The sequence below is a fragment of the Pseudomonas sp. 3-2 genome (genome assembly GCF_019710535.1).
Lineage (GTDB): Bacteria > Pseudomonadota > Gammaproteobacteria > Pseudomonadales > Pseudomonadaceae > Aquipseudomonas > Aquipseudomonas pharyngis.
The window spans coordinates 708,425-722,387 of sequence record NZ_CP081200.1; the positions used below are offsets into that span (position 1 = coordinate 708,425).

Below are 13,963 nucleotides of genomic sequence, written 5' to 3' on the forward strand. Positions count from 1 at the left end.
TTAGTTGTTTGTGTCTGGAAGCGTGGTTTTAATCAGGTTTGATTTAACTTGTGTTGAAGTTGCTAAATGGGTGAAAGGTCCAGATATCAAGTTACATGTTTTGTTTTGTTGTTTGTTTGAAGTTTGGTTATTGTTATTTGGCAAGTTCATGACGAGCTTGTGATTCTAACTAATGGATGTGTCAAATGTATAATCAAGCTGTTCGTGAAAGTTATGTAAACACCTGTCTTGAAACGCTGGGTGAGTGTGATATCGGTGATCCGCTGATTATCAAGCCACGTGGCTTGCAGATTTCCGGTGATGATGTTGAAGCGCCGTCGCGCGGTAGCATCGTCGGTGAGGGCGTGCTGGGTTTCTCCAGTAACCTCACTGGCGATAACAAGTCCGATGCGCAGAATGCTTTTTTATTCGCAACGCGTGCAGCAAACAAAAAATACCCTGAAGAATCTCAGGGCAAGGAATGGTACCTGTACTTCCGGGACATCATGACCATGGCAGGCTGGACCCCTGTCAGCCGTTACTACAGCGATCTGCAAGTGGGTGGTACCAGTGTTCGCATGGACAAACTGGTTCTGGAGATTCTGTCTTCGGTCGTCGCGGGTGTTGCCTTGCCTGGCCCAACCAGCGCATTGATGCTGAAAGTAGCGGGCGATGCCATTGCCGCCCTGCAAAAGCGTGACACCGCAGCACTGACCGTTTACGAACGCAATCTGCTCGAGCATGGCGTCGGTGGTGTTTCCAGCGCCGCCTGCGTGGAAGTCGACGGTGAAGCGATCATGGCGGTCGGCGCAGTGCGCTTCCTGCGTCGGAACACCTCGACCAAAGTCATGTTTGTGGATGTTGATATTCGTAATGTGAAGTTGTATCGCGGTGAAACGGTATTTGCCAAAAATACATTCGTGGCGGATGGCGTCCGTGATTTGATCAAGAACAAGTTGATTCCGCATAAAGACAAAATTGACGAGATCGACATTTGATGAGTGAAAAGGCGGCCGTAACAGGTCGCCTTTTTTATGGGGGACGATATGAAACTTGATTATTCGGTTTTGATCGTTGGCGCTTGCGTGATGTTGCTACCGGCAGCGGACGATGCGGATAGTTACAGCGATCTGGTCAACTCCGTGTTGTTGGCGCAGTTGGCCGCGAGCAAGAAAGTCGAAAAGTCGCAAGGTAGCGACTGGTATGACGCTTACATCCAATTGATGGATGACTACTGGCTGCGCTACGCGCGCGCCCGACAAGACTGGTCCGTCAATGAGGGGGATGTCGAATCCGTCAGCGAATGGATCAGTGGCGCTATTGCCAAAGGTGATTCGCAAAACGCCAGTGCTGCGGTGGCGACCTTGCAGCGTTTGGCTCAGTTATCGGGAGCCGATCCCGTCATGGCGCTGCTGCGAGCGCACGTGCAAAGGACCAAGTTCCTACCCGGTGAGGCTCATGACCCTGCCGGATCCGTGCGATTGCTAGTGATCATTGCCTCGACGCCAATGCGCATTTCGAGCGTCTATGTTGAGTTCCAGGCTCATGGGTCTATCGAACTCAACCCGCTGGCCCAGCGTTTCGAAGCACGGGACATACAGGGAGCGGTCTGCTTGCGCTACGCCAAAGCCAGTTTGTCGGAAACACTCTACGGGGCTGTACGTGATGCCATCGCCTTGAAAGTCAGGGACAGGCGTGCGGCTCACGTTTTGCAGATGGCTGTTGAATAACGGCGAGACGCTTGATCGGCAACGCCGCTCAGAACGTTGAGGCGGTGCGATTCTGTTGGTCGCGCTGCGCCACCCAGTGTTCGATCAGCTCACGCAGTTGCGACAGCTCCACCGGTTTGGCCATGTGCCCGTCCATCCCGGCCTGACGCGCGCGCTCCCTGTGTTCAGCGAGGATGTGCGCCGTCAGGGCAACGATCGGCGTGCGAATGCGCTGGTTGCTGACTTCCCATGCGCGCAATTGCTGAGTCGCCGAGAACCCGTCGAGGATCGGCATTTCGCAGTCCATCAACACCAGGTCATAACGCTGGGCTTTCATTGCCTGCAAGGCTTCTTCGCCATTGCTGGCGGTGTCCGGTTGCAGATTGAGTTTGCCGAGCATGCCGCGGATGACCTTGGTGGAAATCGTGTTGTCTTCGGCCACCAGAATGCGGAAGTCGCTCGGCACCTTGACCGGCGCAGCGGGGCTGGCCGGCTGCGGCTGGAATGCCACCTGGCCACGGTTGCGCTGGTTCAGTTCGTCGGCAAGCGTGGTCTTGAGGGTGTAGCCGGCCACCGGTTTGGCCAGGATGCGCTTGATCCCCGAATTGCGCGCGATGATCTTGCTCGGCGCATTGCTGATGCCGGTGAGCATGATCAGCAGGATGTCGTGGTTCAGGCTCGGGTCTTCCTTGATCTTGGCCGCCAGTTGCATGCCGGTCATGCCGGGCATGTTCTGGTCGAGCAGAACCACGTCGAAATAGTCGCGCAGGTGCGCCTTGGTGCGCAGCAGGGCCAGCGCTTCCTTGCCCGACGGCACGGCGCTGACGTTCAGGCCCCAGGCGCTGCATTGCTGCACCAGCACCTTGCGGCAGGTGTCGTTGTCGTCGACCACCAATACGCGTGCGCCTTGCAGCGGGCTGTCGAGGTCCGAGGTCGGGTGCTCCAGGCGATCGGGATCCAACGGCAGGGTCAGCCAGAGCGTGCTGCCCTGGCTGGCGCCGCTCTTGATGCCGAACTCGCCCTGCATCAAACGGATCAATTGGCGGGCGATCACCAGCCCGAGGTTGCCGCCCAGACGGTTGGCCGACAGGAAGTGCTTGCTGTGCAACTCGGCGTGCATCAGCGCGTCGCGCTCTTCCTGATCCATCGGCTGGCCGCTGTCCTGCACGGCAATGCGCAGGCGTGGGCCGGCGCTGCGTTCGTCGAGGGCGACCACCACCAGCACTTCGCCTTCCTCGGTTTTCTTCAGGGCGTTTTCCAGCAGGCTCAGCAGTGTCTGGCGCAGGCGCGTCGGATCACCACTGATGACCCGTGGCACTTGCGGCTGGATGAAACTGATCAGCTCGACGTTCTGCTGTTCGGCCTTGGCGCGGTAGATGCTCAGGCAATCGTCGATCAGCGCGTTGAGGTCGAACTGCACGTCGTCGAGTTCGATCTGCCCGGACTCGAGCCGCGAGATGTCGAGGATCTCGTTTATCAGGGTCAGCAATTCGTTGCCGGCGCTGTGGATGGTTTGCACGTAGTCGCGTTGCTTGACCGACAGCGGCGTGCCGAGCAGCAGTTCGGTCATGCCCAGTACGCCGTTCATCGGCGTGCGGATTTCGTGGCTGATCTTGGCCAGGAACTCGGCCTTGGCGTTGATCTCGGCGTTGCTCGCGGCGAGGTCGCGGCTGATGCTGAAACGGCTTTCGGTAATGCTGCGCTGACGTTCGCCGAGGGCGATGCTCATCAGCAGGCCACTGATGCAGATGAAACCCATCAGGGTCATGATCAGGCCTTGCGGCGCCACCAGGGTCAGCCCCAGCAAGGCCGGGAGAATGATCAGTGTGCCGATGTTGAACACCACCATCGCGGCAACGAACAAGCGGGCAGGGCGGTAGCCTTTCTGCCAGTGATAGAAACCCACCAGCAGCATGCTCAGCCCAGCCAGGGCTACGAGCGCGTAGGTGATGATGTTCAGCGGCAGGGTGTTGACGAACAACAGCAGCAGGCTGCAGATCACGATGAACAGGATGTCGCCGATCAGCAGCTTGTTCAGCGGATGCGGGCCGAGCGGCGCGAAGAAACGGTAGGCGAACATCAGGCCCGCCGGAGCGGTCAGCAGCAGGGCCAGATAGGCGCCGGGAGTCTGGATCGCATGCCAGTTCGGCAGCCACGGACCGGCGAGGTTGAGCAACAGCAACAGGCTCAGGCTCAACAGGCCTTCACACACCGCGAGCCACAGACTGCTGCGTGAGCGGGTGTAGGCGTAGCGGATCAGGTTGTGCAGGATCAGCATCGCCAGACAGCCGAACAGCAGGCCGTAGATCAGCGTCTGGTTGTGATTGGCCCCGGCCATCACTGCCGATTGCAGGGTGATATACGGGCGCAACTGGTGATCGGAGACCAGTCGCAGGTAGACGTCGAGGGGTTTGTCGCTTTGCGGCAGCGGCAGCATGAAATCGCTGCTCGGCAGCGGTCGTTCCACCTGGGGCTGGGTGGTGCCGGTGTCGCGCTGTTCGATCAGGCGATCGCCGTCGAGGACATACAGATTGAGGTGCGACAGGTCGGGGGCGAAGATCCGCAGCACTTGTTCGTGCTTGCCGGGCGCCAGCCTGAAGCGCAGCCACAGGGCGCCATCGGGTTCGGCCGCGGTGAGGCGGTCAAGCTCGATAGGGCTGAATTGATTGGTGTAGCGGGCGGAGCGGATGTCGCTCAGCTGCAGGTTGCCCTGATCGTCAAGCAATACCGACCAGCCACTGCCTTGCGCGGCTTGGGCCGGGAGCATGCAGAGCAAGGTCAACAGCGTGACGGTGAAGCCTATGGCAATCCTGAGCCAGCGCACGGCGAAATCCCTTCGTAGGTTGATGCCAGAATATAACGATGCGCAGCGTCGGAACAGTCCGGCAAGGGCGATGAGCCCCTGCCGGAAACACAGCGTAGCTTATTACTGAGACTCACCGCGTTCACGGGCAATGGCGCGGTAGCCAATGTCGGTGCGGTAGAAGCAGCCTTCCCAGTCGATGGCCTTGGCCAGTTTGTAGGCCTGCTCCTGGGCGGCGCCGACGCTGGCGCCCATGGCGGTGGCGCACAGCACCCGACCGCCGGCCGTCACGACGTTGCCGTCCTTGAGCGCAGTACCGGCGTGGAAGACCTTGCCTTCCAGTGCGGCGGCAGCGTCCAGACCGTTGATCGGCGCGCCCTTGGCGTAGTCGCCCGGGTAACCGCCGGCGGCCAGCACGATGCCGACGCTCGGACGTGGATCCCACTGCGCTTCAACCTTGTCCAGCGCCTGGGCCAGTGCCGCTTCGACCAGCAGCACCAGGCTCGACTGCAGACGCAGCATCACCGGTTGGGTTTCCGGGTCGCCGAAGCGGCAGTTGAACTCGATGACCTTCGGATTGCCGGCCTTGTCGATCATCAGACCGGCGTACAGGAAACCGGTGTAGACGTTGCCTTCGTCGGCCATGCCGCGCACGGTCGGCCAGATCACTTGGTCCATCACGCGCTGGTGCACGTCGGCGGTGACCACCGGTGCAGGGGAGTAAGCACCCATGCCGCCGGTGTTCGGGCCGCTGTCGCCGTCGCCGACGCGTTTGTGGTCCTGGCTGGTGGCCATCGGCAGAACGTTCTTGCCGTCGACCATGACGATGAAGCTGGCTTCTTCGCCGTCGAGGAATTCTTCGATGACAACGCGCGAACCGGCGTCGCCAAAGGAATTGCCGGCGAGCATGTCGCGCACGGCGTCTTCGGCTTCGGCCAGGGTCATGGCGACGATCACGCCTTTACCGGCGGCCAGGCCGTCAGCCTTGATCACGATCGGTGCGCCTTTTTCACGCAGATAAGCCAGGGCCGGCTCGATCTCGGTGAAGTTCTGGTAGTCGGCGGTCGGGATCTTGTGGCGTGCCAGGAAATCCTTGGTGAAGGCTTTCGAGCCTTCCAGCTGCGCGGCGCCGGCGGTCGGGCCGAAGCAATCCAGGCCACGGGAGCGGAACAGGTCGACGACGCCGGCCACCAATGGCACTTCCGGACCGACGATGGTCAGGGAAACGTTTTTCTCGGCGAAGTCAGCGAGCTGCTCGAGGGCCAGCACGTCGATGGCGACGTTCTCGCACTTGGCTTCAATCGCGGTGCCGGCGTTGCCCGGTGCGACGAAAACTTTCTGCACACGCGGATCCTGAGCCACTTTCCAGGCCAGGGCGTGTTCGCGGCCACCGCTGCCAATGATCAAAACATTCATTTCAAAAACCTCGGATGACGCTAATTCTGGAGGCAGCACTAAGACTGCTTTTCTGTGGGAGCGGCGGTGCGACGATTCGACTTGCTCGCGAAAGCGGAGTGTCAGTCGAAACAAATGTCGCTGACAGATTGCATTCGCGAGCAAGCCCGCTCCCACATTTGAATCGGTTTATCAGTGACGGAAATGGCGCATGCCTGTAAAGACCATGGCGATACCGGCTTCGTCAGCAGCAGCAATCACTTCAGCATCACGCATCGAGCCGCCCGGCTGGATCACTGCCGTGATACCGACCTTGGCCGCGTTGTCCAGACCGTCGCGGAACGGGAAGAACGCGTCCGACGCCATCACCGAACCGGCCACTTGCAGGCCGGCGTGTTCAGCCTTGATCGCCGCGATACGCGCCGAGTTCACGCGGCTCATCTGGCCGGCGCCGACACCGATGGTCTGGCGGTTCTTGGCGTAGACGATGGCGTTGGATTTGACGAACTTGGCCACTTTCCAGGCGAAGATCAGGTCGTGGACTTCCTGCTCGGTCGGGGCGCGCTTGGTCACCACTTTCAGGTCGTCGGCGCCGATCATGCCGATGTCGCGGCTCTGTACCAGCAGCCCGCCGTTGACGCGCTTGTAGTCCCAGGCCGGAACGCGATCGGCCGACCACTCGCCGCAGGCCAGCAGGCGAACGTTAGCCTTGGCAGCGACGATGGCACGGGCTTCTTCGCTGACGCTTGGGGCGATGATCACTTCAACGAACTGACGCTCGACGATCGCCTTGGCGGTCTCGGCATCCAGTTCACGGTTGAAGGCGATGATGCCGCCGAACGCGGATTCGGTGTCAGTGGCGTAGGCCAGTTCGTAGGCCTGACGGATGCCGCCTTCGGCGTCCGGGCTCACGGCCACGCCGCACGGGTTGGCGTGCTTGACGATCACGCAGGCCGGTTTGACGAAGCTCTTCACGCATTCCAGCGCAGCGTCGGTGTCGGCCACGTTGTTGTACGACAGCTCTTTGCCTTGCAGCTGGGTGGCGGTGGCGATGCCGACTTCGGCAGGCTTGGCTTCAACGTAGAACGCCGCGCTCTGGTGCGGGTTCTCGCCGTAGCGCATTTCCTGGGCCTTGATGAACTGGCTGTTGAAGGTGCGCGGGAATTCGCTGCGACCTTCGGTGCTCAGGGTTTCGGCAGCCTGGTTCACGGTGCCCATGTAGTTGGCGATCATGCCGTCGTAGGCGGCGGTGTGTTCGAACGCCTTGAGCATCAGGTCGAAACGCTGAGCATAGGTCAGGCCACCGGCCTTGAGGTTTTCCAGGACGTTGGCGTAATCGCTGGCATTCACCACGATGGCCACGTCTTTGTGGTTTTTCGCCGCCGAACGGACCATGGTCGGGCCGCCGATGTCGATGTTTTCGATGGCGGTCGGCAGGTCGCAGCCTGGCTTGCTGATGGTGGCTTCGAACGGGTACAGGTTCACGGCTACCAGATCGATCGGCTTGATGCCGTGCTCGTTCATGATGGCGTCGTCGATACCGCGACGACCGAGGATCCCGCCGTGGATTTTCGGGTGCAGGGTTTTCACCCGACCGTCCATCATCTCTGCGAAACCGGTGTAATCCGCGACTTCCACTGCGGCCACGCCGTTGTCCTGCAGCAGTTTGAAGGTCCCGCCGGTGGAAAGGATTTCCACGCCCAGGGCTTCCAGCTCCCTGGCGAATTCGAGGATCCCGGTCTTGTCGGAAACACTGATCAAGGCGCGGCGGATCGGCAGGCGGGTAGTCTGGTCGGTCATCTCAATTTCCATCAAAAGCAAGGGAAGTCAGCAAAAAAGGCGACCGGTTTTACGCGGGCGCCTTTCTGGTTTGATTGAATGCTTACAGCAGATCGTACTGTTTGAGTTTCTTGCGCAGCGTGCCGCGGTTCAGTCCGAGCAGCTCGCTGGCCTTGGTCTGGTTGCCCTTGACGTAGTTCATCACGCTTTCGAGCAGGGGAGCCTCGACTTCGGAGAGCACCAGGTTGTACACATCCGTGACGGACGCGCCCTCAAGGTGGGCGAAATAATTGTGCAGCGCCTTCTCGACACTCCCGCGAAGGGTCTGGCCTTCTTCGCTCGGGGTATTGAGGTGCTGTTTCAAATTCACGTTGTCGCTCACGGGTGTTGTTCCACTCACTAAAGTCTCGGTCATCATCGTCATGCGGCCACCCCTTCTCCGTCCCCTGTCAGGCTCTTGTAACGTTCGGCGAAGAACTCCCGAACGTTGGCGCATTGTGTTTCCGTACCATCCAAACGATTGAAGTGGGCGCGAAACTCCCTGGCGCCCGGCAAGGTTGCGAGATACCAGCCCACATGTTTGCGGGCAATTCGCACACCCATCACGTCCCCATAGAAGGCGTGGAGGGCGGCCAGATGCTCAAGCAGAATGCGTTCCACCTCGATCAGCTCCGGCGCCGGCAGTTTTTCGCCGGTACGCAGAAAGTGTTCGATCTCGCGAAAAATCCATGGCCGCCCCTGGGCAGCCCGGCCGATCAACAGGCCATCGGCACCGGTCGCGTCGAGCACGTAGCGGGCCTTTTCCGGCGATACGATGTCGCCGTTGGCAAAGACCGGAATCGACACCGCCTGCTTGATCGCGGCAATGGTGTCGTACTCGGCTTCGCCGGTGTACAGGTCGGCGCGGGTGCGGCCATGCACCGCCAGCGCCGTGATCCCGGCCTGTTCGGCGATCTTCGCCACGGTCAGGCCGTTCTTGTTGTCGCGATCCCATCCGGTGCGGATCTTCAGGGTCACCGGCACATCAACCGCCGCCACGACGGCATGCAGGATCTCGGTAACCAGTGCTTCATCTTTCAACAACGCGGAGCCGGCGGCCTTGTTGCAGACCTTCTTCGCCGGGCAACCCATGTTGATATCAATAATCTGTGCGCCCAGCTCGACGTTGGCCCGGGCCGCATCCGCCAGCATCTGCGCATCGCCACCGGCGATCTGCACCGAGCGTGGCTCGGGATCACCTTCGTGGATCATGCGCATGCGCGACTTGCGGGTGTTCCACAGGCTCATGTCACTGGTGACCATTTCCGAGACTACAAGCCCTGCGCCCAGACGCTTGCACAGCTGACGAAAGGGCTGGTCGGTGACACCCGCCATCGGGGCGAGGATCAAACCGTTCTGCAATGTATATGGGCCGATGCGTACCGCCGACATAGGACTTCCCTGAAGTGGGGCCGGATCATGAGAGTTCGAAAAAGGGTTGGCATGATACCCGCTCTCGATGACTGGATAAAGGCTGAATTGAACAAAATCTGAACAGTTATTCTGTTATTACCGCCGGTTTGGTTGTGCGGTGTGCAGTCAGAAAATTGCCGTCAATCCGGGAGCGGTGAAGCGCTTCACTCGGGTGAGTGGAAACTCAGGCTGTAGTTCACCGCTTTCGGGCCTGGATCGAGGATGTCCAGGGCGATGTGGATCGGCGTCTGCGGCGGCATTTCCGCCATGCCTTCGAGGTCGCCGTTGAGGTATTCGCCGGGTTTGAAGCGACGACTGGCGATCAGGTGGCCGTTGAGGTCGGCGAAGCGCAGCTCCAGCAGCGGAAACGGCTGCGAGAACGGCGCGCGGTTATAAATGATCGCGTCCACCACCAGCGCACCGCTGAATTCCGGGTGGCTGCGCACCACCAGGTTGCTGCTCTTGATCTTGGCGATATCCACTTTGGACGGCACCGTGCAGCCGATTTGCGGGCACAGTTGCTGGAACCATGGCCGGTATTGATCCTGGCGGGCCAGTTCATCGAAGTGATAGGCGATGTATTGTCCGCCCAGGCCGGCGGCGGCCAGCACGATCAGCAACAGCCAGAGCAGGCGACGGCCCCAGGGCGAGCGGCGTTTCTGCCAGTCCAGTTGCAGCGGGTCGTCGGTCAGATCCTGCAACGCTTCGGCGCGAACGCTGGATTCGACGCGTTCGCGCTTTTTGCGCGGTGCTTCGATGAGTGGCAGTTCGTCGTCGACGTCATCGCTGGCCGACAGGCGTTCGCGGCGGGCGTTCGGGTCGATCGGATCGTGCAGGCGCAGTTGCGGGATCGGCGGTTCGTCGTCGAGATCCACCGGCTCCAGCGACAGCGAGGGTTCGGTTCGCTCCGGTCGGACGGGTTCAGGCTCGACGACGTCGGGTTCATCTTCGACTTCGGGTGCGCGCTCATCTGCCGGTTCGCTGAACAGGCTGTCCGGCCAAGTCGTGTCTTCCGGTTCGTGGCTGTCGCGGCGGGCGCTCAGGGCGTCTTCGCGTGGGCGGCCGAACTCGGTGGTCGGCTGGATTTCCCGTTGCTCGAGGCGGGCCAGTTCTTCGTCCAGATCCAGGCTGTCCAGATCCAGCTCGGCGGCGCTCCATTGCTTCTGGCTGATGGCGCGCGGCTCGGGCGTTTCGGCGATGGCCGGTGGTTCGACTGGCGCCGGCTCGCTGATCGGCGGCGGCTCGCTGATTAACGGCGCCACCGGCGTGACCGCTTCCTTGCCTGCGTGTTGCTCCAGCAATTGCTTGGCGGCATTGAACACTTGCAGGCAGGAGCCGCAACGAACCACCCCGCGGGCCACGCTCAACTGAGCGTGGCTGACGCGGAAACTGGTTTGGCAATGCGGGCACTGGGTGACGAAGCTGTCGGTCATGCGGCGGTCCGGATTGAGCAGGCGGTCATTCTAGCGCCGACGGCCGGTGATGCGCACCCAGCCATCACGATTGGCGATCGGGTCGAGATCGAAGTCCTGCGCGTAGGCGGCAGCGACTTCGTCACCTTGTTCGGCGAGGATCCCGGACAGCGCCAGACGCCCGCCGGACTTGACCAGGCCGGACAGTTGCGGCGCCAGGGAAACCAGCGGACCGGCCAGAATGTTGGCCACCAGTACGTCGGCTTTGACCTGCGGCAGGTCTTCCGGAAGGTACAGCGGGAACAGTTCGTCCGCGATGTTGTTGCGCCCGGCGTTGTCGCGGGAGGCTTCGAGTGCCTGCACGTCAATGTCGGTGCCCACGGCTTCTTTCGCGCCCAGCAGCAGGGCGGCAATCGCCAGAATCCCCGAGCCGCAGCCGAAGTCCAGCACGTTGCAGTCTTTCAGGTCCTGGCCGTCCAGCCATTCCAGGCACAGGGCGGTGGTCGGGTGGGTACCGGTGCCGAACGCCAGGCCCGGGTCCAGCAGCAGGTTGACCGCGTCCGGCTCCGGGGCGGCGTGCCAGCTCGGCACGATCCACAGACGCTGACCGAAACGCATCGGCTGGAAACCATCCATCCAGCTGCGTTCCCAGTCCTGGTCTTCGATTACTTCGCTGTGGTGCTCGGGCAGCGGGCTGCCGGTCAGCAGTTCCAGATGGGCCAGTACCGGGGCGGCTTCGGTGCCGCCCTCGAACAGGGCCAACAGGTGGGTGTGTGCCCACAGCGGGGTGGTGTTGAGTTCCGGCTCGAAGATCGGCTGGTCTTCGGCGTCCATGAAGGTCACCGAAACGGCGCCCACTTCAAGGAAAGCGTCTTCGTAGGTTTCGGCTTGTTCCGGGCTGATGGCGAGTCTTACTTGCAGCCAAGGCATGGCGGGCACCTGTGAAAAAGATTGATTGCAGCCTAGCGGCCTGCGAGAAGCGCGCAAGTTTACGCGAGCGCGACGGTTTTGTGGGAGCGGGGAATGTGTGAGCAGATGAAACCTTCGGAAACAACAAAGCCGCCCGAAGGCGGCTTTGTCAGGTGCGGGCTGAAGCTTAGTGCTTCTCGCCAGCCAGCTTGTGCTCGAGGTAGTGAATGTTCACGCCCCCTTTGCAGAAGCCTTCGTCGCGGGTCAGATCACGGTGCAGCGGGATGTTGGTCTTGATCCCGTCGACCACGATTTCGTCCAGGGCATTGCGCATGCGGGCCATGGCTTCGTCGCGGGTCGCGCCGTAAGTGATCAGCTTGCCGATCAGCGAGTCGTAGTTCGGCGGAACGGCATAACCGCTGTACAGGTGCGAATCGACGCGAACGCCGTTGCCGCCTGGTGCGTGGAAATGCTTGACCGTACCCGGGCTCGGCATGAAGGTTTTCGGGTCTTCGGCGTTGATCCGGCATTCCAGCGAGTGACCGCGGATCACCACATCATCCTGGGTATACGACAGCTTGTTGCCAGCGGCGATGCTGAGCATCTCCTTGACGATGTCGATACCGGTGACCATTTCCGAAACCGGGTGCTCCACCTGAACACGGGTGTTCATTTCGATGAAGTAGAAGCGACCGTTCTCGTACAGGAACTCGAAGGTGCCGGCGCCACGGTAGCCGATGTCGATGCACGCCTTGACGCAGCGAGCCAGGACTTCCTTGCGCGCGTTCTCGTCGATGCCCGGTGCCGGCGCTTCCTCGAGAACCTTCTGGTGGCGGCGTTGCAGCGAGCAATCGCGGTCGCCCAGATGGATGGCATTGCCCTGGCCGTCGGACAGAACCTGCACTTCGACGTGACGCGGGTTGGTCAGGAATTTTTCCAGATAGACCATCGGGTTGCCGAACGCCGCGCCTGCTTCGGAGCGGGTCAGTTTCGCCGAGGCGATCAGGTCTTCTTCCTTGTGCACCACGCGCATGCCGCGACCACCACCGCCGCCGGCGGCCTTGATGATCACCGGATAGCCGACTTCACGACCGATGCGCAGCGCCGTTTCCTCGTCTTCCGGCAGCGGGCCGTCGGAACCTGGAACGGTTGGCACGCCCGCTTCGATCATCGCGTGCTTGGCCGATACCTTGTCGCCCATCAGGCGAATGGTTTCGGCTTTCGGACCGATGAAGGCGAAGCCGGAGTTCTCGACCTGCTCGGCGAAGTCGGCGTTTTCCGCGAGGAAACCGTAGCCTGGGTGAATGGCGGTAGCGCCAGTCACTTCAGCGGCAGCGATGATGGCCGGGATGTGCAGGTAGGACTGAGCGGCAGAAGCCGGGCCGATGCAGACGGATTCGTCTGCCAGACCCAGGTGCATCAGCTCTTTGTCGGCCTTGGAGTAAACGGCGACGGTCTTGATGCCCATCTCTTTGCAGGCACGCAGAATCCGCAGGGCGATCTCACCGCGGTTAGCGATCAGAACTTTTTCCAACTTCGCAGTCATCAAAGGCTCTCCGCAGTTCAAACGATGGTGAACAGCGGTTGGTCGTACTCAACCGGCTGGCCGTCTTCGACGAGGATGGACTCGATCACACCGCTGGTTTCAGCTTCGATGTGGTTCATCATCTTCATGGCTTCGACGATGCACAGGGTGTCGCCTTTCTTCACGGTCTGGCCGACTTCAACGAAGGACGGCGAGGTTGGCGAAGATTTGCGATAGAAGGTGCCGACCATCGGCGAACGGGCAACGGTGCCGTTCAGCGCTGGAGCAGCAGCGGCAGCTGGAGCTGCGGCAGCAGCAACCGGAGCGGCAGCGGCGGCAGGTGCAGCGGCCGGAGCCTGCATCGGAGCCGGAGCGTAGTACTGCTGCGCCGGGGTCTTGCTGTGACGGCTGATGCGTACGGACTCTTCGCCTTCCTTGATCTCGAGCTCGTCGATGCCGGACTCTTCCAGCAATTCGATCAGTTTCTTAACTTTACGGATATCCATGAATCATCAACTCCCAAGGGTCGGTCAGGGGCGTATAGCTTGGTGTTCAAGCTGCTCTAGTGCAGCCTCCAGGGCCAGTCGGTAACCGCTGGCGCCAAGGCCGCAGATCACTCCTACCGCTACGTCGGAGAAGTAGGAGTGATGGCGGAAAGGTTCGCGTTTGTGCACGTTGGACAAATGCACTTCGATGAATGGGATGCTCACTCCCAGCAGCGCGTCACGTAATGCGACACTTGTGTGTGTAAATGCCGCCGGGTTGATCAGAATGAAGTCCACGCCTTCGCCGCGTGCGGCGTGGATGCGGTCGATCAATTCGTACTCGGCGTTGCTTTGCAGATACAGCAGATGATGGCCGGCTTCACGGGCGCGGCGTTCCAGATCCTGATTGATCTGCGCCAGGGTGGTCGACCCGTAGGTCCCGGGTTCCCGGGTGCCGAGCAGGTTCAGGTTGGGGCCGTGCAGCACCAGTAGCGTTGCCATCTGCGTGTTCCTTG

The 13,963-nt window shown here is 61.0% G+C and carries 12 protein-coding genes; 2 read left to right on the top strand and 10 right to left on the bottom strand.

What is annotated here, in order from left to right:
* The first annotated feature begins 185 nt into the window (after window positions 1–185).
* Window positions 186–977 (top strand): hypothetical protein, encoded by a 792-nt coding sequence (locus K3819_RS03065; protein WP_085611012.1) that lies wholly within the window; start codon window positions 186–188, stop codon window positions 975–977.
* A gap of 48 nt (window positions 978–1,025) precedes the next feature.
* The gene (locus tag K3819_RS03070; protein ID WP_221398606.1) at window positions 1,026–1,709 is read left to right on the top strand and encodes a hypothetical protein; all 684 of its coding nucleotides are present in this window, start codon (window positions 1,026–1,028) and stop codon (window positions 1,707–1,709) included.
* Window positions 1,710–1,737: 28 nt separating this feature from the next.
* On the opposite strand, the gene K3819_RS03075 is transcribed toward K3819_RS03070, so the two are convergent.
* The 10 genes from K3819_RS03075 to aroQ all read right to left on the bottom strand — a co-directional run bounded on the left by K3819_RS03075 (window position 1,738) and on the right by aroQ (window position 13,949).
* Window positions 1,738–4,512 carry a hybrid sensor histidine kinase/response regulator gene (locus K3819_RS03075; RefSeq protein WP_221398607.1) on the bottom strand — a complete coding sequence of 925 codons (2,775 nt, stop codon included), beginning with the start codon at window positions 4,510–4,512 and terminating at the stop codon, window positions 1,738–1,740.
* Window positions 4,513–4,614: 102 nt separating this feature from the next.
* Window positions 4,615–5,907, bottom strand: a complete 1,293-nt coding sequence (purD, locus tag K3819_RS03080) for a phosphoribosylamine--glycine ligase (RefSeq protein WP_007951030.1) — start codon at window positions 5,905–5,907, stop codon at window positions 4,615–4,617.
* Between the two features lie 171 nt (window positions 5,908–6,078).
* Entirely contained in the window at window positions 6,079–7,686 is a 1,608-nt protein-coding gene (gene purH / locus K3819_RS03085; protein WP_039772035.1) for a bifunctional phosphoribosylaminoimidazolecarboxamide formyltransferase/IMP cyclohydrolase, read from the bottom strand.
* 82 nt (window positions 7,687–7,768) lie between these two features.
* Entirely contained in the window at window positions 7,769–8,089 is a 321-nt protein-coding gene (gene fis / locus K3819_RS03090) for a DNA-binding transcriptional regulator Fis (protein ID WP_002555375.1), read from the bottom strand.
* Window positions 8,086–9,096, bottom strand: a complete 1,011-nt coding sequence (dusB, locus tag K3819_RS03095; protein ID WP_007951027.1) for a tRNA dihydrouridine synthase DusB — start codon at window positions 9,094–9,096, stop codon at window positions 8,086–8,088. Before dusB ends, fis begins: the two co-directional genes overlap by 4 nt.
* 185 nt (window positions 9,097–9,281) lie before the next feature.
* Entirely contained in the window at window positions 9,282–10,550 is a 1,269-nt protein-coding gene (locus K3819_RS03100) for a DUF3426 domain-containing protein (protein WP_221398608.1), read from the bottom strand.
* Between the two features lie 30 nt (window positions 10,551–10,580).
* Window positions 10,581–11,459: a 50S ribosomal protein L11 methyltransferase gene (prmA, locus tag K3819_RS03105; RefSeq protein ID WP_007951025.1), complete on the bottom strand. Its 879-nt coding sequence runs from the start codon at window positions 11,457–11,459 to the stop codon at window positions 10,581–10,583.
* Between the two features lie 166 nt (window positions 11,460–11,625).
* Complete coding sequence (accC, locus tag K3819_RS03110; RefSeq protein WP_064593229.1) at window positions 11,626–12,984, bottom strand: acetyl-CoA carboxylase biotin carboxylase subunit; 1,359 nt, start codon at window positions 12,982–12,984, stop codon at window positions 11,626–11,628.
* A 17-nt stretch (window positions 12,985–13,001) separates the two neighbouring features.
* Complete coding sequence (gene accB / locus K3819_RS03115; RefSeq protein WP_007951023.1) at window positions 13,002–13,469, bottom strand: acetyl-CoA carboxylase biotin carboxyl carrier protein; 468 nt, start codon at window positions 13,467–13,469, stop codon at window positions 13,002–13,004.
* A gap of 24 nt (window positions 13,470–13,493) precedes the next feature.
* Window positions 13,494–13,949 (bottom strand): type II 3-dehydroquinate dehydratase, encoded by a 456-nt coding sequence (aroQ, locus tag K3819_RS03120; RefSeq protein WP_064593231.1) that lies wholly within the window; start codon window positions 13,947–13,949, stop codon window positions 13,494–13,496.
* Window positions 13,950–13,963: the final 14 nt, after the last annotated feature.